This is a genomic window from Kribbella deserti (genome assembly GCF_042434725.1).
GTDB classification, from domain to species: Bacteria; Actinomycetota; Actinomycetes; order Propionibacteriales; family Kribbellaceae; genus Kribbella; species Kribbella deserti.
The window spans coordinates 1-19,895 of the sequence record NZ_JBHLTC010000040.1 but is presented as its reverse complement, the minus strand read 5'-3'; the positions used below and the strand labels follow the sequence as shown (position 1 = coordinate 19,895).

Here is a 19,895-nt window from a genome sequence, read left to right as displayed (position 1 = left end):
CGCTGTACTTGATTGTTCGCTCGCGCAGCTCGCTCACCGGAGCAGACCCTTCATCTCGAGCGTCGGGGCCGCGGTCAGCGCGACCTTCTCGTTCTCGGCGTCGAGCGCCTTGGCGTTGGCACCGAGCTTCATCTGCTGGATGTCCTCGTGCAGCTTGAGGAACGCATCGAGCAGCATCTCCGGCCGCGGCGGGCAGCCGGGCAGGTACATGTCGACGGGCACGACGTGGTCGACGCCCTGCACGATCGCGTAGTTGTTGAACATGCCGCCGGACGACGCGCAGACACCCATCGCCAGCACCCACTTCGGGTTCGGCATCTGGTCGTAGATCTGGCGCAGCACGGGGGCCATCTTCTGGCTGACCCGGCCGGCCACGATCATCAGATCGGCCTGGCGCGGCGAGGCCCGGAAGACCTCCATACCGAACCGCGCGGCGTCGTACCGCGGCGCTCCGGTGGTCATCATCTCGATCGCGCAGCAGGCCAGCCCGAAGGTGGCCGGCCACAACGAGGCCTTGCGCATGTAACCCGCCAGGCCCTCGACCGTGCTCAGCAGGACGCCGGCGGGAAGCTGTTCTTCAACACCCATGACTCAGTCCCATTCCAGTCCACCGCGACGCCAGACATAGGCGTACGCGACGAACACGGTTGCGATGAAGAGCACCATCTCGATCAGACCGAACAGTGCCATCGAGTCGAACGCGACGGCCCACGGGTACAGGAAGATGATCTCGATGTCGAAGACGATGAACAGCATCGCGGTGATGTAGTACTTCACCGGGAAGCGGCCACCGCCGACGGGCTGCGGGGTCGGCTCGATGCCGCACTCATAGGAGTCGAGCTTGGCCCGGTTGTAGCGCTTCGGGCCGACAACTGCGCTCGTCACCAAGGTGCCGGCCACGAAGATCGTGGCCAGAATCCCGAGGATGAGAATCGGTACGTAAGGGTGCATCGTGTCCGTGCTCCCTCCTTCTGCGTCCGTACTGCCGGATCGGTGCCTTGTCTACTGCCGACGGGACAAGTTGTTACCAGTCCCGCTGTGGTCTTGCTCACCCGCCCCGCCGATTACGCGACCGGGTGACGTCATCTCAGGCGGCCGGAGCCACCTTCGTCAGGCCGTTGATGATCTTGTCCATCACGTCACCGTCACGAGGATCCGTGAGGTTCGCGAGGAGTTTGAGGGTGAACTTCATCAAGGTGGTGCGCGGCAGACCGTACTTGGTGCACAGCCGCATCACCTCCGGATTTCCGATCAGCTTCACGAAGACGCGGCCGAGCGTGTAGTAGCCGCCGTACTCCTGCTTGAGCGCCTTCGGGTACGCCGAGAGGGCGCGCTCACGCTGACCCGGCTGGCGACGCAGCGCCTGTGCGGCGACCTCGGCCGCGAACGCGCCGGACTCCATCGCATACGGAATGCCCTCGCCGTTGAACGGGTTCACCATGCCACCGGCGTCACCGAGCAGCATCAGGCCGCGGGTGTAGTGCGGCTGCCGGTTGAAGCCCATCGGCAGGGCCGCGCCGCGAATCGGAATGGTCTGGAACTCGTCGCGGAACTGCCATTCCTCCGGGGTGTTCTTCAGCCACTGCTTGAGCAGGTCGCTGTAGTCCACCTTGCCGAAGGCGTCGGAGGTGTTCAGGATGCCGAGGCCGACGTTCACCGTGCCGTCGCCCATGCCGAAGATCCAGCCGTAGCCCGGCAGCAGGTTGCGGCCGCCCGGCTTGTTCGGGTCGTCGGTCCACAGTTCCAGCCAGGACTCGAGATAGTCGTCGTCGTGCCGCGGGCTGGTGAAGTAGGTGCGCACGGCAACACCCATCGGGCGGTCGTCGCGCTTGTGAATGCCCATGCCGATGCTGAGCCGCGAGGAGTTGCCGTCGGCAGCCATCACCAGCGGCGCGCGGAACTCGATGTCCGCACCCGCGCGGCGGCCGTTGTCGTCGACCGGCTTCGCGACCACGCCGACGATGTGACCCTTGTCGTCCAGGATCGGGCCGGTGACGTTGGTCCGCTCGCGCAGGTTCGCGCCGGCCTTCACGGCCTGGCGGGCGAGCAGGTCGTCGAAGTCCATCCGGTTCCGGGTCAGCCCGTAGTTCGGGTGGCTGGACAGCTCGGGCCAGTCCAGCTGCAGGACATGCCCGGCGCCCTGGATGCGCAGACCGTAGTTCTGGATCCAGCCGGCCTCGGGCGAGATGTCGATGCCCATGTTGATCAGCTGCTTGGTACCGCGCGGGGTGAGGCCGTCGCCACACACCTTCTCGCGCGGAAATGCCGTCTTCTCCAGCAGCAGTACGTCGAGACCGGCGTTCGCCAGGTGGTACGCCGCGGAGGAGCCCGCGGGCCCGGCGCCGACAACGATCACATCTGCGGTCTCGGCCTGCTGCCGACCCGTGGTCGACGCGATCTGGCTCATCTCATCCCGGCCTGGCTGGTAGAGGTTCGATCTCTGACAGTGCCCCGGACTGGAGTGCGGAACTCCTCGTGAACTGATTCACGAACCCAGGACACGGGACAGTCTAGGACGCGTCAACGACTCTGAGAAACCGGCCCGGATCCCTTTACCAGCAGCCGATTTACGCAAGATCCAGGGTGCGTAAATCGCTTTCCCACCACTGCCCCCAGTGGTCTGCTTTTTCTTTGCGTTCATACGGCGTCAGGCTGGTTTGCGGGCGCGGTGGATGGCGACCACGCCGCCGGTGAGGTTGCGCCACTGCACGTCGCCCCAGCCGGTGCCCTCGATCGTGCGGGCCAGCGTGGCCTGATCCGGCCAGGCGCGCACGGACTCGGCCAGGTAGATGTAGGCCTCGGGGTTCGTGGCAACGGCCTTCGCCAGCGTCGGCACCGCGCGCATCATGTACTCGAGGTAGCCCACCCGGAACGGCTTCCAGGTCGGGTGCGAGTTCTCCAGTACGACGAGCCGGCCGCCGGGCTTGGTCACCCGCAGCATCTCGGTCAGCGCGACCTTGACGTCGTTCACGTTGCGCAGCGCCCACGAGATCGTCACGCAATCGAACGACGCGTCCGCGAACGGCAGGTGCAGCGCGTCACCCGCGACGAAGTCCAGCTCCGGGAACATCCGCCGGCCGACCCGCAGCATGCCGATGGAGAAGTCGCACGACACCACCTCGGCACCGGCTTCGCGCAACTTCACGCTGGACGTGCCGGTACCGGCGGCCAGGTCGAGAATGCGATCGCCCTTGCGCGGGTCGATCGCGGCCAGGGTCTGCGGCCGCCAGTGGAACTTCTCCAGGCCGAGGGTGGCGACGGCGTTGGTGCGGTCGTACCCCTCGGCGAGGTCGTCGAACATGGCCGCAACGGCCTCGGGCTGCTTGCTCAGATCGGCTCGGCTCACCGGGCCAGTCTCGCATCCGGTCAAGGCGCGTTATGCCCACCGGTGGTGCGGTGGGCGAGGTGCGGCTGGTGCGCGGCTCGGCTGGCTGGTGAGGGCCGAATCGGGCACTCGGCATGATGCGTTCCAGAACTAGGCCTACGCTTGCTTGCCGTGAGGCTTCTGTTCCGTGGTCGACGAGGAGAATTCGTGAGCGGACGTCTGCGGGGAGCGCGGCAAGCGTCGCCAGGCTGCGATCGGACCGACTCGTGAGCCTGCCGGACACCTATCCGGCCGGGGCTCCGGCGCCACATCTGGTGGTTCGCAGCCACGTTGTGACGGATGTCTCGCCGACCTTGATGGATCACCTGCCCACCAGCGGCGCGCTCGCCTGGGTACGGCGCGGAGACGGCATCGTCGGCTGGGGCGCCGCCGCCCGGCTGGACGTTGCCGGTAGCAACCGGTTCGCCGAGGCGCAGGCCTGGTGGAAACGGCTCACCTCGGCCGCGGTGGTGCGCGACGACCTGGCCGTGCCCGGTTCCGGCCTGGTCTGCTTCGGTTCGTTCGGTTTCACCGACGAGGACCCGAGCGAGCTCGTCGTACCGGAGGTGATCGTCGGCCGCCGCGGCGGTACCACCTGGGTGACGACGATCTCACCGGCCAGTTCGCTGACCGCTCCCCCGACGCTCGGCCGGTACGAACCCGACCCGGTCGGGCCGATCGCCTTCGCCGACGGCGCGCGGTCCGGTACCGCCTGGTCCGCGATCGTCGCCGACGCGGTCGGCCGGATCACCGACGGGGACGTCGACAAGGTGGTGCTCGCCCGGGACCTGATCGCGATCGCCGACCAGCCGATCGATCTGCGCCGGCCGTTGCGCCGCCTCGCCGCGGCGTACCCGAACTGCTGGACGTTCGCCGTCGACGGCCTGATCGGCGCGACGCCCGAACTGCTGGTCCGCCGCGAGAAGGGCCTGATCACCTCACGCGTACTGGCCGGCACGATTCGCCGTACCGGTGACGACGCGCACGATCTCGCGCTCGCGGCCTCGCTGGCCCGGTCGAGCAAGGACCTGGAGGAGCACGAGTTCGCCGTTCGCTCGGTGGCCGACGCGCTCGAACCGCACTGCCAGTCGATGAACGTGCCCGAGACGCCGTTCGTGCTGCACCTGCCGAACGTGATGCATCTCGCCTCCGACGTGGCCGGTGTCGCGGCGAACGGTGCCTCCGCGCTCGGTCTCGCCGCCGCGCTGCACCCGTCCGCCGCCGTCTGCGGTACGCCGACCGACGTGGCCCGCGACCTGATCAGCGATATCGAGGGCATGGGCCGCGGCCGGTACGCCGGTCCCGTCGGCTGGATGGACGCGAGCGGCGACGGCGAGTGGGGTATCGCGCTGCGCTGCGGTCAGGCCGATCCGCAAGATCCCCGGCGGATGCGTCTGTTCGCCGGTTGCGGCATCGTCGCGGGCAGCGATCCGGCCGCCGAACTGGCCGAGTCGAACGCGAAGCTGGTGCCGATGCGAGACGCGCTGGGAGACTGATCGATGCAGCTCACCAAGTTCACCCACGCCTGCATCCGGCTTGAGAAGGACGGCAAGGTCCTGCTCGTCGATCCGGGTGTCTGGACCGAGGCTGAGGCCTTCGAAGGTGTCGACGGCATCCTCATCACCCACGAGCATTCCGACCACTTGGACGTCGACCGGTTGCTACCGCTCGACGTGCCGATCTGGACGAACGCCTCGGTGGCGTCGAAGCTCTCCGAGGTGGCGGATCGAGTGAGCGTGGTATCGGGTGGCGAGTCGTTCAACGCGGCAGGGTTCTCGGTCGATGCCTTTGGCAACGATCACGCGATCATCCTGCCGGAGCTGGGTGTTCCATGCCAGAACGTTGCCTTTCTCATCGAAGACGCGGTGTACCACCCGGGTGATTCCTGGACCCTCCCCGGCCGGGCCGTGCACACCAACCTCATCCCCCTGTCCGCCCCCTGGCACACCCTTGCCGACGCGATCACCTTCGGCCGCGAGGTGAAAGCCGAACAAGCCATCGGCATCCACGACGCCCTCCTCTCCGACCGCGGCCAAGCCCTGACCCAAACCTGGCTAACCAACCAAACCCCGGCCCCGTACAACCCCCTGACCCCAGGCACCTCCACGGACATCCCGTAAGCGGCGCGTGCTGGCTTCCACCCCAACACCGGAACCACCCGGCCGAAATCCGTAGGCCTTTGGCACTGCGTCGATTCGCCTGGATTTGACCCGCCTGCGCGGCGGGCCGCTATCGAAAGCAACGGTCATGCGGTCAAATCCGGGCGAATCGTCACCGATCCCCCGGCCCGGTCCCCGCCAGCTCACGCCCGGCCGAGGTTTCGTACGCCGTGAAGTCCGTCGTCCGAGACCAGGTCACTGGCTTTGCTGCTCCATCGATCAACGTGGCCGCGTTCCGGAATGCAGCCTTCGCCTGGGCGGCGCTGACGAAGATCATGCCGTAATGAGCGCCATCCTTGACGTCAAGCAGTCGACCTGAAGCCGCGCCAGCGTCTTTGATTGCCGGTCCACCGGTGAACCCAGTTCGCCAGCGAACTGATCTGGTTCTCCCACTCCGGGTGAATCTCGTCGGCGGGGCGTACGACGAGAAGGTCGATATCGCCGGCTACGCCACCGTCGCCTCGTGCTGCGGAGCCAAACAAGCTCGCGGTCAGCGGCTTCTCCGTCCACTGCAAATCGATCGCCTCCCGCATCCGGTCGATCAGCTTTGCCCGGAGCTTCAGCAGTTCGATGACTGGTTCTGCCGCCAGGTGCTCTCTGTTCAGCACGTATTGCACGCTCGCGCCTACGGTGATGGGGTTCACGAGCCCGGTGGTGGACAGCCGCCGCAGAACCTTCCGCGTGGCGGAGTCGGCGACGATTCGTCCGAACTCGCCCGCCACGCCGGCGACCAAACGACCCACCGCGGCCAGGGCGAGCGAATACAGCCGAATCGACGCAACGCCGTGACACCCCGCCGCGTTCACCTCGGCCACGCCCGTACGACGTGACAGCCGGACGGCGTGAACGCGGTTAGTTAGGTGAGGGTGTAGCGGGTGAAGGTGGTTACGGGGGTGTAGCCGATGGCTTGGTAGATCTTGTTGGAGGTGGGGTTGGAGAGGTCGGTTCGGAGGCAGACCTCTAGGCGTTCTTCGCGGAGCAGGGCCGAGACGTGGGAGGTCAACGCACTCGCGTAGCCGTGGTTTCGGTGCTCCGGCGGCGTGTAGACCGGTCCGACCCGGGTTGCACCGAATACCGGGATCTGGTGGCCGAGCATGCTGACCGGCTCGCCGTGGTTCTGCCAGAGCCACAGCTGCCGCGCCGCGATCCGGCCCAACGCCCACCCCTCGAGGTCATGGCCCGACGCGGTAGTGCCCGGAGCTGGTTCGGCCTCGCGGCGAAAAGCGTCCACCCACTTGGCGCACAGTCCTGCGTCGTCTTCCTCGGCCAACCGGGCTTCACCTGCGGCGGTATGCGGTACCAACTCGTTCAACCGGTACAGACAGATCCCGTCCAGTTCGCGCGGATTCACCCCGCGCAGCTCGGACCAGCGTTTGACGAAGACCTGCGCGGTATCCGGCAGCCCCTCCAGCAAGATCGACTCGGGGTGCACCTCCGCGATCGCGTCGGCGGCCTCGACGGCCAGGTCGGCGGTCAGCCCGCCCAGGAAGATGCCCTTGCGCTCGGTCCACAGGCAGGCGCCGACCACGTCGTCGTTTGCTCCGTGCAACGAGAAGAAGTACGGATCGGGTTCGGCGCCATGGGCAACGTTCAGCAGGTCCTGCACTGTTGCCAGCAGCACCGAATGCAGCAGTGGATCCCTTTGCAGGAAGGCGAATACGGTGGTCTTGAACTCTTCGGCGTCCCGCGTCACTCGCACCGTCATACCGGCACGCTAACTCCGTAACCACCCCGAAGCCATGACCACCGCCGCACGATCAGGTGAAGACGTAGTCCACAAAGTCGGCTACTGGCCGGTATCCGAGCGCCGCGTAGATCTTGTTCGAGGTCGGGTTCGCCAGGTCCGTGTAGAGGCACGCCAGCGAACCAGCCGCGACGATCTGGCGGGAGACTGCCGCCGTCACCGCGCTCGCGTAACCCCGCCCACGCCGCTCCGCCGGCGTGTAAACCGGACCGATCCGCGAGACACCGAAGATCGATGGGCGGAACGACGCGAGGCTGACGACTTCACCCTGGTCCTCCCACAGCCAGAGCGTGCCTCGCTCGATCTGGCTCCGCGCCCAGGCCAGCTGCATCTCCTTGGTCCCTCCCGAGAGCGCAACCTCGTCCTCGAACGCGCCACCCCAGTGCGCGCACAACTCCGCATCGGCCGCCGCGGCCCGTCGGGCGGCACCACTCACGGTCGGCTCCACGAGTACGTCGAGCCGGTGCAGGCGAGTTCCCCGGCCTTCGGTAAAGCCCCGGCCGGTCAGCGTGGACCAGGTGTCGGCGAAGGCCCGCGCCGCGTCCGCCGTACCGCTGACATGGGGGGCCTCCGGGCACAGCGAGGCGTACGTCGCGGCCACCTCGGGAGCGAGGTCAGCCCGCAGTCCGCCCAGGTGGACGCCCCGCCCGGCGGTTCGCATGGCGGCCCCGATCACCTGTCCGGCCGGGTCGTGCACCGAGACCAGCATGGGCGGTTCGTCCTCGCCCGGAACCGGCCGGCTGGCCCGCTCGTGCACGTTGCCGAGCAGCACCGTGTTGAGCACCGGGTCCTGCTGCAGGAACCCGAAGACGATCTTCTCGAACTCCGCCGGGACCCGCGACACTCGTACGCTCATATCCGCCACGGTAGTGATCGCGCCCGCCACGTGTCGCCAGAAATCTCCGGGCCGCGCCGTAACCTCCCGGCGCACCCGTTACGTCTATCCGCCAGAGGCACAACGAAAGGCGGAACCGGATGAAGGCCCGAGATCAGGCCGAGTTCAGGGAGTACGTGATCGCCCGGCAGGCCGGTCTTCGGCGCACGGCGTACCTGCTGTCAGGCGACTGGCACCGGGCCGATGACCTGGTGTCCGCCACGGTGATCAAGCTGTACGGCGCGTGGCGGTCGGCTCGCGACGCCAGCAACACCGACGCGTACGTGCGCAAGATCCTGGTCCGGGTCTTTCTGGACGAGAAGCGTCGCCCGTGGCGCCGGGAACATCCCACCGAGGTGCTACCGGAGCTTCCCGGCCCGGCGGATGACACTCCGGTCCATCGGGCGGATCTGCACAGGCTGCTGGATCAGATGCCCCGACGGCAACGGGCCGTGCTGGTGCTCAGGTTCTACGACGATCTCTCCGTCCAGCAGGCCGCGGCGGTGCTGGAATGCTCCGAAGGCGCCGTGAAAACGCTGACTTCCCGTGCCCTCGACTCGATCCGACGCCTGCTTCCCGCCGGTGTCGTCACTCGCACTGACTACGAGGAGGCGCTATGACCGACAACGACCAGGTTCAAACGCTGCTCGCCGAACTGGTCGAGCACGAACCGCCCAGCACCCTGGATATGGACGCGCACATCGCCAAGGGCCGCCGCCAGGCCCACCGCCGTACCGCGCTGGCCTGCGTCGCCGTACTGGCCTTTCCAGCCATGGCGGTTGGCGTGACGTACGCCGTCCGGCCGGCCGAGCCGCCCGTGGCCGCGAACGGGCTGCCCGGTGAGCCGGTGACCGGCACGCCGACGACGCCGTGGGACAAGGTGCCGACGGTCGGCGATCTGCCCACCAAGGCAACAGCCAAATCCCGGCTGCTGCTGAAGGACTTCGAGCGCCTGATTCCCGAGCTCAGGCAACATCCTGAACTGAAACACTCCAGCGGCGGATGGAGCGACGGCAAGAAGCTCACGCCACACCTGTCCGCGCACGCCTTGTACGAGGAGCCCGACCGCGTTCCGCTTGCCATCACCGTTGAGATCGGTGACCGCAAGGCGGGCGCCACAGTGCCGCGAATCTGCGAATCGGCTGATGGCCCGCCCGACGGCCCGCATCGCAGATGTGACGCGATCCGGCGCCTGCCCGATCAGTCCCTGGCGTTCTTCCAGACCCAGAACGACGGTCACAACGAGACACACTCTCTCCGGCTGGCCCGCCCGGACGGAATCCAGATCCTCGTGAGTGTGGAGCTGTTCCACCCGGTCCGAAAGGTACCCACGGCACTGCTGTCAGAGCACCGCCTACTGCAAATCGCGCGCGGAATCTCGACCGAGCCCTAACGCGCGCCCATCCACCTCCCCGGCGTGTCATCGGACCCTTCTGACGCGGCGTGTCGCCGTTCATCGGACGCTTGTGACCGGGCTGGATCCGCCCGTGCTCAGCGCCCTGGACGGCTGCCGGAGCGGGCGGATTCCGGCGATCGAACGCCGGGGAAGGCGCGAGCCGGCGTCCTAAGCTGGGGATATGTCCACTACCCGGTTGTTGCTGCTCGGCGTCGTTCGGATCTTCCAGCCGGCGTATGGCTACCAGTTACGCCGCGAGCTGCTCACGTGGAACGTCCAGGTCTGGGCGAACATCAATCCCGGCTCGATCTACTCCGGCCTGCGCACGCTCGCCAAGCACGGATACCTCGCCGAGATCCAGACCACCGAGAGCGACGATCGACCGGGGCGTACGTCGTACAAGCTGACCGCCGAAGGCGAAAGCGAGTACTTCATCTTGCTGCGCGAGGCGCTCTGGAACGTCGCGCCGTTCCGGCCGGACCGGATGCAGGCGGCGCTGAGCTTTCTGTGGTCGCTGAAGCGGGACGAGGTGATCGCGGGCCTGGAGTCGCGAACGATGCAGCTGGAGCAGTTGGACAAGCAGCAGCGGTTCGCCGAGCGGGGCGTGCTGGAGGATGCGGCGATACCGGACCACGTGGTTGAGATGCTGCGAATCTCCTCGGCTCGCGACCTCGGGGAGTTGCAGTGGACACGGGAGTTCCTGCAGCGGGTGCGGGACGGCGAATATTCGTTCGCCGGGGAGCCGCGGAAGTGGCAGCCTCCTGCTGACCTAGTGACCCATTGGGGGTCCGACCAGGTGCCGCCGGAGTGGCAACCGGACAACTAATCAACTTTGACTATTCAATGTTGACTAGTTCAGACTGGCCGGCATGATGATCGAAGCTCGCGGACTCGTCCGCACCTTCAAGACCAAGCGCGGCCCGGTCCAGGCCGTGCAGGGGGTAGACCTTGATGTGGCCGACGGCGAAATCGTCGGTTTCCTCGGCCCGAACGGCGCCGGTAAGACCACCACCATGCGCATGCTGGCGACCCTGATCACGCCGACCAGCGGAACCGCCACCGTCGCGGGCTGTGACCTCGCGAAGGACCCGGTCGGCGTTCGCCGCCGGATCGGCTACGTGCCCCAGAGCGGCTCCACGCTGCCTGAGGCGATCGCCGGCGACGAGGTCGTCGACCACGCCCGGCTCTACGGCGTGGACAAGAAGTCCGCGATCGCGGCCGGGCAGAAACTGTTCGACGAGCTCGATCTCGGCGGCCTGTGGAAACGCCAGTGCAAGACCCTGTCCGGTGGCCAGCGGCGCCGTCTCGACATCGTGATGGGCCTGGTGCACGAGCCCAAGCTGATCTTTCTCGACGAGCCCACCACCGGCCTGGATCCGCAGGCCCGGGCCAACCTGTGGGAGCACATCCGCCAGCTCCGGCAGCGGGGAGCGACGATCTTCATCACCACCCACTACCTGGACGAGGCCGACGCGTTGTGCGACCGGATCCTGGTCATCGATCACGGCAAGATCGTTGCCTCCGGCACGCCGGAGGAGCTCAAGCAGCGGGTTTCCGGTGACGCGGTCCGGCTCAATCTCGCGGATGCCGGCCAGGCGCCCGCGGTGACGAAGATCGTCGAGCTGCTGGAGGGCTCGACGTCCTTCGAGACCGAGCAGAACGTGGTCAGCTTCCGGATCCCCAAGGGCGGTGCGGTACTGCCCGGCCTGCTCCGCTCGATCGATGCCCAGGGCATCGAACTGGACGGCGTCGAGGTGCACCGCCCGACCCTGGACGACGTGTTCCTGACCATGACCGGCCGCTCGCTGCGCGACGACTCGGGCAGCAGCGACTCGGGCGGCACCGACTCGGGTAGCAGCGACAAGACCGAGAAGGAGGCCGTCGCATGACCGTTCTCACCGAGACCTGGATCGTCTTCAACCGGGCCATGCGGCTGTCGCTGCGCAACCCGATGTGGTCGATCCTGATGCTGAGCCAGCCGTTGCTGTACCTGTTCCTGTTCGGCCCGCTGCTGGAGCCGATCACCGCGCAGATCAGCGAGGGCGCCACCACGAACGCCTACCAGGTGTTCATTCCGGGCCTGATCGTGCAGCTCGGCATGTTCGGCGCGATGTTCGTCGGCTTCGGCCTGATCGCGGAGTACCGGGCCGGCGTGATCGAGGCCGACCGGGTCACGCCCGCCTCCCGGATCGCGCTGATGGCCGGCAGGGTGCTGCGCGACGTCGTCGTACTCGTGGTCCAGTCGATCCTGCTGTTGCTGGTCGCCCTCCCGATGGGCCTGCGCGCCCCGATCGGTGGTGTGCTGCTGTCGCTGGTGATCGTGGCCCTGCTGGGCGCGACCTTCGCCTCGCTGTCGTACTCGGTCGCGCTGATCACCAAGAGCGAGGACGCGCTGGCACCGCTGCTGAACGGCATCGCGATGCCGTTGCTGCTGCTGTCCGGCATCCTGCTGCCGATGAGCATCGGCCCGACCTGGCTACAGCGGCTGTCCGACATCAGCCCGCTCAAGCACGTCGTCAGCGGTGTCCGCGCGCTGTTCCGCGGCGAAATCAGCAGTTCGGCTTCGCTCTGGGGCCTGTTCTGGGTGGTCCTGCTGACCGCCATCGGCCTCGCCGTCGGCGCCCGCACCTTCCGCAAGGAATCCGCCTGACCTGAGCCCGTGCCCGAAGCGGCCCCACCGAAGCTCCATTCGGTGGGGCCGCTTCGGTCACAAGGGTCCGATGAACGGCGACACGCCGGGTCACGAGGGTCCGATGAACGGAGTTGGCGGTGTGTTCATTCGGGGGTTGCCGGGGCGGGTTAGCGTCCGGGCGTGAAGGTGTCGCCGTTGCTGCGGGGGTTCGCCGGGTCGTGCCTGGTGGCGGTCGGCGGGCTGATCACCTCGGTGGTACCGGCATCCTCGAGACTGGCCGAATTCCCCTTCCGGGACAGCCTTGGCGGCCGGATGACCGGGCTGGCGATCGTGGTGGCGGGCCTTGGCCTGATGGTGTGGGCTTGGCTGACGATCGGGCGCGAGGTGCTCGCCTCCCGATGGCGCGACGACCTGCGCCGGTACGCGGTCACCTGGTTCGTACCACTGCTCCTGATCCCGCCGCTGTTCAGCCGGGATGCCTGGTCGTACGCCGCCCAGGGCGCGCTCGTGGCGCGGGGCCACGATCCGTATCAGGTCGGCCCGGGCGTGATGACGGGCCCGATCGTCGAAGCGGTGGACCCGATGTGGTGGTGGACCCCCGCGCCGTACGGGCCGGTGCCGTTGGCCTTCGGGGGAATCGCGGCCGACATCACGATGAACCCGTACCTACTGATGCTGGCGCACCGGGCGCTGGCCGTGCTCGGGTCCTTCCTGATCGCGTACTCCGTGCCACGGCTGGCCCGGGCCTGCCGGGTGGACCCGGTCTTCGCGACCTGGCTCGTGGTGGCGAATCCGATGCTGATCACGCACGGAATCGGCGCCGCGCACAACGACGTACTGATGCTCGGCCTCGGGTGTTACGCGCTGACCGTGGCGCTGGACGGCAAGTGGGGTACGGCGGCGGTGCTGGCGGGAGCCGCCGCGGCGGTCAAACTCCCGGGCGGGCTGGTGGTGATCGGTATCGCCGCGGTGATGAGCCCGCTGCCCAGGCGGATCCGGACCCGGCTCGCGAGTCTCGCGATCGCCGGGGCCGTCTCGGTCCTCACCCTGGTCACGATCGGCGAACTGACCCGGGTCGGTTCCGGTTGGCTCGGCGCCCTCGACGTACCCGGGCTGGTGAAATCGCCGCTGTCGATCGCGAACCTGATCGGCCTCGGCACCTCCGGCGTACTCGACTGGTTCGGCGCGAAAACCGCCGCGCAACAGGCGCTCGATCTCGCTCGCGTGCTCGGCATTCTCGGCGCGCTCGGCCTGATCGCCGTACTCGGGCTACGCTCGACGATCCACCAGGCGGCCCGGGCGATCGGCTTCGCGCTGCTGGCCGTCGTACTGCTCGGGCCGACCGCACACGACTGGTACTTCCTTTGGTGCCTGCCGTTCCTGGCCGTCGCCCGGCCGGGCCGCCGGATGACGACGGCCCTCGTCGGCGCGAGCGTGATCCTGACCGTGGCGGCACCGCTCAACTCGTCGTTGCGAGGCGCGGTGGTGCCGATCATCGTCACCACCTCGCTTGTCCTGCTCGTGCTCGGCGCCCTCGCCGGCCGCATCCGCACTCTGCACGTTCCGACCCTGGTGACGACCGCCCGGACGGCGGGCTAGCCCAGGGCCTCGCGCACGGCCGCGGTGATGGCGGCGTTCTGCGCGCGCAGGGTGGAGCGATCGAAGCGGACCTCGATCACGTCGATCCCCGCTACGGTTCGTTCGACGGCGGCGCGGAGGTCGTCGCGGGTCGAGACCAGCTGGTACGGCGTCCGGGTGGCCGCGCAGAGGGCCTGGAGATCGACCGCGTGCGGGGTGCCGAAGACGCGCTCGAAGTGTTCGGCGTATTCGCCCGCGCCTTGTTCCAGGGTGGAGAAGATGCCGCCGCCATTGTCGTTCAGTACGACGATGCGCAGATCGGGGCGGGGCTCGTCCGGGCCGATGACGAGGCCGTTCGCGTCGTGCAGGAAGGCCAGATCGCCGAGCAGGGCGTAGGTGGGACCCGCGTTCGCGAGGGCCGCGCCGACGGCCGTGGACAGCGTGCCGTCGATCCCGGCCAGGCCGCGGTTGGCGACCGTGCGGATCGGTACGACCGGGGCCAGATCGAGGTCGCGGATGGCGTTGGAGGAACCGGCCACGAGCATGCCGTCGGCGCCGATCGCCTCGCCCATCGTCGCCGCGACCACCGGTCCGCTGAGGCCGTCCAGCTTGCCGAGTACCGGCCGGGCCAGTGCGTCGGCCGCCTGCCAGCGTTCGAGCCAGGCCGGGTCGTCCGGGCCGGTCACCTCGAGCGCGGGCGCGACGAGCGTGGCACGCCGGGCCGCGTCGGGCCAGCGTCCGGTCGGGGCGACCACGATCACCTCGACGGCGGGATTCGCGAGCAGCTGCGATACCGGGCGGGACAGGGTCGGGTGCCCGAACACGAGCACCCGCTCGATCTCGGCCGCCAATCCAGAGGCCGCGAGCAGCAGGCGGTACGTCGAGATTACCGACGGGCCGATCCGGGACCGGCTCGACGGCTCGGCGAACAACGGCCAGCCTCCGGCTTCGGCGACCAGCCGGGCCGACTGGGACGCGCCATCCCCGGCAACCACCACGGTCTTCGGCCCGGGCGATACGGCCGAAGGCGACACCGCGCCCGGATGAACCGTTGTCCAGGCCGCCGTACGACCGTCGAGGGGTTCGGGCCAGTCAGCCAGGTGATCCGGCACCAGCGGTTCGGCGAAGGCGCAGTTCAGCTGGACCGGGCCCGGATCGGCGGTCCGCGCGCCGACCGCGATGGACACCGCGCGGGAGATCACCGAACGCCAGTACGCGACCTGCCCGGGCTGCTTGGACGGCGTACCGATCTCGTGGAACAGGCGAACCGCGTCACCGAAGATCTTGAGCTGGTCCGTCGTCTGGTTGGCGCCGCTCCCCCGCAGTTCCGGCGGCCGGTCCGCGCTCAGCACCAGCAGGGGCAGTCCGCTGTGGGAGGCCTCCAGTACGGCGGGGTGGAGGTTCGCGACGGCGGTACCCGAGGTGGTCACCACCGGCACCGGCAGACCCGAACCACGCATCAGGCCGATCGCCAGGAAGCCGGCCGTGCGTTCGTCGATCCGCACGTGCAACCGGATCAGCCCGGCGCGATCGGCCTGAGCGAGCGCTAACGCCAGCGGCGCACTGCGCGAACCCGGCGCCAGCACGACCTCCCGGACGCCATTGCGGATCAGCTCGTCCACCATCACGGTCGCGAACGCCGTCGACGGATTCATCGGTCACTCCTCAGTAGGGCCTCGACCCGGTCATACCGCTGTTGCCATCGCTCGGTGGTCGCCTGGTCCGCCTGCACTTCCGGATCATCTCGCGGCACCGGACGGACCACCGGCAGCATGCCATCGACCGGCAGCAGCGGTTCGGCCACCACCTCGGCGGTGAACATCGAGACGGTCGCCAGCCCGCAGGCGTACGGCAATTCCGGCAGGGCCGCCGCGAGGGCTACCCCGGCCGCGATACCGATGGAGGTCTCCAGCGCGGACGAGACCACCACCGGCAGGCCGATCTGCTCTGCGATGTCGAGGCAGGCCCGCACGCCGCCGATCGGCTGGACCTTGAGTACGGCGATGTCGGCCGCCTCCAAATCCCTTACCCGCAAGGGGTCCTCGGCCCGCCGGATCGACTCGTCGGCAGCCACGAGCACGTTCGTGCGACGCCGGACCAGGGCCAGGTCCTCAACCGAGGCGCAGGGCTGTTCGACGTACTCCAGCTCGAACCGGCCGAGCTCCTTCAGCGCGCGAACGGCCTCGTCCACCGACCAGGCGCCGTTGGCGTCGATCCGGACCCGCCCGGTGCCGATCGCGTCCCGTACGGCCTCGACCCGGGCGAGGTCGTCCGCCAGCGTCTGCCCGAGTTCGGCCACCTTGACCTTGGCGGTCGCGCAGCCCGAAGCCCGGACGATCGCGGCGGCCTTCTCGGGTCCGATGGCAGGCACCGTGCAGTTCACCGGTACGGCGTCCCGCACCGGCGCGGGCCATCCGTCGTACGCCGCCTCGCGCGCGGCGCGCAACCAGGCCACGCAGGTGGCGTCGTCGTAGTCGAGGAAGGGGCTCCACTCGGCCCAGCCCGCAGGCCCTTCGAACAACATTCCCTCGCGTGCGGTGATACCGCGGAATTTATTGCGCAGGGCAATCGAATAGATCATTGCGCCAACTCCAGCAGGCGTTGCCGGTCGACCTTGCCCGAGGCAAGCATTGGCAGTTCCTCCAGCCGGATCAGCTCGCGCGGCGCCCAGGTGCGAGGTAGCTGCGCCGCGACGTGGTCCCGCAGTTCGTCCAGACCGGCCGTGCCGATCACGAAAGCGACCACCCGGCTCCCCCATTCCTCGTCCGGTACACCGAGCACCACCGCGTCGGTGATACCGGCATGCGTCAGCAGGCGTTGTTGCACCGAGGGCAGCACCACGTTCACGCCACCGGAGATCACCACGTCGTCGATCCGGCCGAGGATCTCCAAGCGGCCGTCTTCGGTGCAGCGGCCTCGATCCTGGGTACGGAACTTCTTACCGTCCAGAGCTTGTGCGGTCAGCCCTGGTTCGAGGCGGTACCCGTCGAACAAGGTCGGCCCGCCGAGCACCACCCGATCGTTGTCGAGGTCAACGGTCACGCCGTCGAGCGGCCGGCCGTCGTACACGCAACCGCCGCCGGTCTCGGTCATGCCGTAGGTGGTGACGACCTTGACCCCGGCCGCCTCGGCCTTGGCCCGCAGTTCGTTCGAGGTGGCGGCCGCGCCGATCAGGATCGCGTCGAACGACCTCAGCGCCGGAACGTCGGTCTCCAGCAGGCGGGCCAGCTGCGTCGGCACCATCGAGGTGTACCGCTGCTCGCCGGTCATCGCCCCGGCCTGCTCCGCGAAGTCGGCGCCGTCGGCAATCACCGGATCGACGCCTGCCAGCAACGAGCGGGTCAGCACCTGCAGACCACCCACGAAGTACGCCGGCATCATCAGCAGCCATTGGCCGGGACCCCCCAGCCGCGCGTGGGTCGCCGTCGCGGAGGCGATCAAGGCCTCGCGGGACAACAGCACGCCCTTCGGCTCACCGGACGAGCCCGAGGTCGGCAGCATCACCGCGCCGGACTCCAGCGGCACGTCGGCCCGGGCCACGCGTCGTACCCGCTCGGCCAGGGCCGGATCGGCCGGCAGCGGGGCGAAGGGCTCGCCGGAACCGTCGAGCACGCCGCGCAGCGCGGACAGCACGGCGGGCGGTGAGCCGGGGATCAACCGAAGGGTGGTCATCGCTCAAGAGCGTACGACTGACAGAATTCGGCCATGGCCACCCCTGCCCAGTGGATCGAAGGCGCCCGGCCGCGGACGCTGCCCGCCGCCGTCGCCCCCGTGCTCGTCGGAACGGGCGCCGCGGCGTACCTGGACGCGTTTGTCTGGTGGAAGGCGTTGCTGGCACTCGGGGTCGCGCTGACCCTGCAGATCGGCGTGAACTACGCCAACGACTACTCGGACGGCATCCGCGGTACCGACGAGGTACGGGTCGGCCCGCTGCGCTTGGTCGGCTCCAAGGTGGCAACCCCTCGGCAGGTCAAGACGGCCGCGTTTGTGGCCTTGGGCATCGGTGCGATCCTCGGACTGATCCTGTGCTTCACCAGCAGCTTGTGGCTCCTAGTGGTCGGTGCAGCCTCCTTGCTCGCCGCCTGGTTCTACACCGGCGGCAAGAAGCCGTACGGCTACCGGGCTCTCGGCGAGATCAGCGTCTTCCTGTTCTTCGGACTGGTCGCAGTGCTTGGTACGACGTACGCCCAGGCCGAGACCTTGCACTGGACTGCCGTGGCCGGAGCCATCGCAGTCGGCGCGATCGCCTGCGCATTGCTTGTCGCGAACAACCTTCGGGACATTCCGACGGATTCCGTGACAGGTAAGCGAACCCTGGCCGTCGTACTGGGCGCTCCGCGCTCTCGGCAGCTCTACGCGGGTCTCATTCTGCTGGCGTTCATCCTGGCCATCTTGTGCGCGCTTGCGACGCCTTGGGCACTTCTAGCGCTTGTAGCGGCTCCGCTGGCCTACCGGTCGCTGAAGGTGGTGCTGAGCGAGGCTGTCGGTCCGGCGCTCATCCCGGTTCTGAAGGACACCGGCTTGACCGAGCTTGTGTACGCGGCAGGACTCGCGGCCGGGTTGATCATCGGCCACTGAGGGTAGAGATGTACTAACCTGCTTTGGTCGGTACGGGGCACACACGAACTTCAGGCGTCCGTTCAGCGCTTGCGCCGTCGGCCCGACTCGCCTGGATCACTGCCCTGGAGAGACCTCGAATGCGCAAGCTCATCGCCACCGTGCCCGCGGCCGCGCTCACCACCTTGCTGACCTTCGCCGGTGCCGCGCCGGCCGGTGCGTACATGTACATCCGTAACGGGTACACGTTCGCCGACACCAGCTACGCGGGCAACGTGCCAGGCTCGTACTTCAAGACCACCAGCCGGTACGACGCGAAGCAGGGCTATCTCTACATCGGCCTGACCGGGTACGACCAGATCTGCGACCAGCAGCAGGCCGCGATCCGCATCCGCGGCTGGGACGTGCAGACCGCCGAGTGGCGCTACAACAACATCCTCTGGGTCGCGAACCCCTGCAAGGGCCAAGGCGCCGGCACCATCGCCGTCCCGGTCCGCGCCCTCGGCGTAGACGCCGTCGTCGTAGCCGACGGCCTGCGCAACCTCACCTACGGCCGCAACACCGTGCGAATCTGGTACCAGCGCTAAGCCGTCATCAGTGCCGTGACATAGGCATTCAACCGCTTCTCCACCACTTGCATGGTCAGGTCGGTCCGGCCTGCCTCCCGCCACGGCTGCGCGACCAGTTGCACTTCCTCTGAAGCCGCCAAAGCGTCGCGCACCAGCCAGTACAACCGCTCACTCGCGACCGCCGCCAGGACCCCGCCGGCCTGCTCGTACGCCTCGGCGAACCGCAGACCCCACGCCGGCCCGTGCAACAACGCGAGATTGGTCGCGCAGTGCGCCACATCGAGGTCAGCCGGACCCCACGAAGCGGCGGCCCAGTCCACGACGCCCGTGATCCGGGACTGCACGTCGCCGAACAACACGTTGCCGGGCTGGAAGTCCCGGTGCAGGAAGCGCCCTTCATAGGAAGGCGCAGGCTTGCGGATCACATCGATGGCGGCAGTCCATACCCCCGAGTCGGCGGCCTTTGGAATCACGACAGTCTCAGCGGTCGTCAACGCCACGTAATCCCGAGGCCGCTGAACGGGTCGCACCGCGTGAATCGCCACGAGCTGACGAGCCAGCGCAGGCACGCGCGCCTCCAGCCCTTCATCGCCAAGAATCGGCCGCCCCGGCAGATGGGTCATCAGCAACGACGGATACTCACAATGCTCGGGCGTCGGATCAACCGCGACCAAAGCCGGAGCCGGCACCGCGGTCGCCTCAGCCAACTCGGTCAGGGCCCCGGCCTCCCTGCCCAACCAGTCACTGGCGCACTGCTCGTCAACGAAGCTCCGCAGCACCAACTCCCGAACGCCCTCGCCCCGCGCGCCAACGGTCAACCGCCGCATCTCAGCCGTAATGCCCCCATGCAGCACCTCAACCCGCACAACCGTTTCGCCAACCTCCAACTGACGAGCCACCCAGGCCAGCGTCAACGGCCGAACCACCACCTCGCCACGACTACCCACGTCCCACCTCATCATTGAGCCGCCCCGGCGAGTCCGGAGGCTTCGTTAGGTGTTAACCGGCCTCGGCGAGACGGG

General features: G+C 68.2%; 21 protein-coding genes. 10 read left to right on the top strand and 11 right to left on the bottom strand.

Annotation, left to right across the window (positions count from 1 at the left end):
* Window positions 1-33: 33 nt before the first annotated feature.
* The 4 genes from ACFFGN_RS31300 to ACFFGN_RS31285 form a co-directional block, all read right to left on the bottom strand.
* Complete coding sequence (locus tag ACFFGN_RS31300) at window positions 34-588, bottom strand: NuoB/complex I 20 kDa subunit family protein (protein ID WP_380055184.1); 555 nt, start codon at window positions 586-588, stop codon at window positions 34-36.
* Window positions 589-591: 3 nt separating this feature from the next.
* The gene (locus ACFFGN_RS31295) at window positions 592-951 is read right to left on the bottom strand and encodes an NADH-quinone oxidoreductase subunit A (RefSeq protein ID WP_380055182.1); all 360 of its coding nucleotides are present in this window, start codon (window positions 949-951) and stop codon (window positions 592-594) included.
* Window positions 952-1,087: 136 nt separating this feature from the next.
* The gene (locus ACFFGN_RS31290) at window positions 1,088-2,407 is read right to left on the bottom strand and encodes a geranylgeranyl reductase family protein (protein WP_380055179.1); all 1,320 of its coding nucleotides are present in this window, start codon (window positions 2,405-2,407) and stop codon (window positions 1,088-1,090) included.
* 240 nt (window positions 2,408-2,647) lie between these two features.
* A complete protein-coding gene (locus ACFFGN_RS31285; protein WP_380055176.1) occupies window positions 2,648-3,346 on the bottom strand; it encodes a demethylmenaquinone methyltransferase in 699 nt (232 codons plus the stop codon).
* A gap of 245 nt (window positions 3,347-3,591) precedes the next feature.
* Here ACFFGN_RS31285 and ACFFGN_RS31280 point away from each other — a divergent pair, with 245 nt between their 5' ends.
* Both ACFFGN_RS31280 and ACFFGN_RS31275 read left to right on the top strand, forming a co-directional pair.
* Window positions 3,592-4,860 (top strand): isochorismate synthase, encoded by a 1,269-nt coding sequence (locus ACFFGN_RS31280; protein WP_380055173.1) that lies wholly within the window; start codon window positions 3,592-3,594, stop codon window positions 4,858-4,860.
* 3 nt (window positions 4,861-4,863) lie between these two features.
* Window positions 4,864-5,484 (top strand): MBL fold metallo-hydrolase, encoded by a 621-nt coding sequence (locus ACFFGN_RS31275; protein WP_380055169.1) that lies wholly within the window; start codon window positions 4,864-4,866, stop codon window positions 5,482-5,484.
* Between the two features lie 341 nt (window positions 5,485-5,825).
* On the opposite strand, the gene ACFFGN_RS31270 is transcribed toward ACFFGN_RS31275, so the two are convergent.
* The 3 genes from ACFFGN_RS31270 to ACFFGN_RS31260 are packed head-to-tail and all read right to left on the bottom strand — an operon-like array spanning window position 5,826 to window position 8,123.
* Window positions 5,826-6,338, bottom strand: a complete 513-nt coding sequence (locus tag ACFFGN_RS31270; protein ID WP_380055166.1) for a nucleotidyltransferase domain-containing protein — start codon at window positions 6,336-6,338, stop codon at window positions 5,826-5,828.
* A 41-nt stretch (window positions 6,339-6,379) separates the two neighbouring features.
* Window positions 6,380-7,228 carry a GNAT family N-acetyltransferase gene (locus ACFFGN_RS31265; protein WP_380055163.1) on the bottom strand — a complete coding sequence of 283 codons (849 nt, stop codon included), beginning with the start codon at window positions 7,226-7,228 and terminating at the stop codon, window positions 6,380-6,382.
* A gap of 52 nt (window positions 7,229-7,280) precedes the next feature.
* Window positions 7,281-8,123 carry a GNAT family N-acetyltransferase gene (locus ACFFGN_RS31260; protein WP_380055160.1) on the bottom strand — a complete coding sequence of 281 codons (843 nt, stop codon included), beginning with the start codon at window positions 8,121-8,123 and terminating at the stop codon, window positions 7,281-7,283.
* A 119-nt stretch (window positions 8,124-8,242) separates the two neighbouring features.
* Between ACFFGN_RS31260 and ACFFGN_RS31255 the strand changes: the two genes are divergently transcribed.
* The 6 genes from ACFFGN_RS31255 to mptB all read left to right on the top strand — a co-directional run bounded on the left by ACFFGN_RS31255 (window position 8,243) and on the right by mptB (window position 13,768).
* Window positions 8,243-8,761, top strand: a complete 519-nt coding sequence (locus ACFFGN_RS31255; protein ID WP_380055158.1) for a SigE family RNA polymerase sigma factor — start codon at window positions 8,243-8,245, stop codon at window positions 8,759-8,761.
* Entirely contained in the window at window positions 8,758-9,534 is a 777-nt protein-coding gene (locus ACFFGN_RS31250; RefSeq protein WP_380055156.1) for a hypothetical protein, read from the top strand. The genes ACFFGN_RS31255 and ACFFGN_RS31250 overlap by 4 nt, the downstream gene beginning before the upstream one ends.
* A 184-nt stretch (window positions 9,535-9,718) precedes the next feature.
* Window positions 9,719-10,363: a PadR family transcriptional regulator gene (locus ACFFGN_RS31245; protein WP_380055154.1), complete on the top strand. Its 645-nt coding sequence runs from the start codon at window positions 9,719-9,721 to the stop codon at window positions 10,361-10,363.
* Between the two features lie 43 nt (window positions 10,364-10,406).
* On the top strand, window positions 10,407-11,426 hold the full coding sequence (locus tag ACFFGN_RS31240) for an ABC transporter ATP-binding protein (protein ID WP_380055152.1): 1,020 nt from the start codon (window positions 10,407-10,409) through the stop codon (window positions 11,424-11,426).
* Complete coding sequence (locus ACFFGN_RS31235; RefSeq protein ID WP_380055150.1) at window positions 11,423-12,187, top strand: ABC transporter permease; 765 nt, start codon at window positions 11,423-11,425, stop codon at window positions 12,185-12,187. The genes ACFFGN_RS31240 and ACFFGN_RS31235 overlap by 4 nt, the downstream gene beginning before the upstream one ends.
* A gap of 162 nt (window positions 12,188-12,349) precedes the next feature.
* Entirely contained in the window at window positions 12,350-13,768 is a 1,419-nt protein-coding gene (mptB, locus tag ACFFGN_RS31230; protein WP_380055148.1) for a polyprenol phosphomannose-dependent alpha 1,6 mannosyltransferase MptB, read from the top strand.
* Here mptB and menD read toward each other — a convergent pair.
* The 3 genes from menD to menE are packed head-to-tail and all read right to left on the bottom strand — an operon-like array spanning window position 13,765 to window position 17,419.
* Complete coding sequence (menD, locus tag ACFFGN_RS31225) at window positions 13,765-15,402, bottom strand: 2-succinyl-5-enolpyruvyl-6-hydroxy-3-cyclohexene-1-carboxylic-acid synthase (protein ID WP_380055145.1); 1,638 nt, start codon at window positions 15,400-15,402, stop codon at window positions 13,765-13,767. The genes mptB and menD overlap by 4 nt on opposite strands.
* A complete protein-coding gene (locus ACFFGN_RS31220; protein WP_380055142.1) occupies window positions 15,399-16,328 on the bottom strand; it encodes an o-succinylbenzoate synthase in 930 nt (309 codons plus the stop codon). The genes menD and ACFFGN_RS31220 overlap by 4 nt, the downstream gene beginning before the upstream one ends.
* A complete protein-coding gene (menE, locus tag ACFFGN_RS31215) occupies window positions 16,325-17,419 on the bottom strand; it encodes an o-succinylbenzoate--CoA ligase (RefSeq protein WP_380055139.1) in 1,095 nt (364 codons plus the stop codon). The genes ACFFGN_RS31220 and menE overlap by 4 nt, the downstream gene beginning before the upstream one ends.
* Before the next feature lie 33 nt (window positions 17,420-17,452).
* Between menE and ACFFGN_RS31210 the strand changes: the two genes are divergently transcribed.
* Together ACFFGN_RS31210 and ACFFGN_RS31205 are read left to right on the top strand one after the other, a co-directional pair.
* Entirely contained in the window at window positions 17,453-18,325 is an 873-nt protein-coding gene (locus ACFFGN_RS31210; RefSeq protein ID WP_380055136.1) for a 1,4-dihydroxy-2-naphthoate polyprenyltransferase, read from the top strand.
* A 119-nt stretch (window positions 18,326-18,444) separates the two neighbouring features.
* Complete coding sequence (locus ACFFGN_RS31205; RefSeq protein WP_380055134.1) at window positions 18,445-18,891, top strand: hypothetical protein; 447 nt, start codon at window positions 18,445-18,447, stop codon at window positions 18,889-18,891.
* Here ACFFGN_RS31205 and ACFFGN_RS31200 read toward each other — a convergent pair.
* Window positions 18,888-19,820 carry a phosphotransferase family protein gene (locus ACFFGN_RS31200; RefSeq protein ID WP_380055131.1) on the bottom strand — a complete coding sequence of 311 codons (933 nt, stop codon included), beginning with the start codon at window positions 19,818-19,820 and terminating at the stop codon, window positions 18,888-18,890. The two genes, ACFFGN_RS31205 and ACFFGN_RS31200, sit on opposite strands and share 4 nt — an antisense overlap.
* Between the last annotated feature and the right edge of the window lie 75 nt (window positions 19,821-19,895).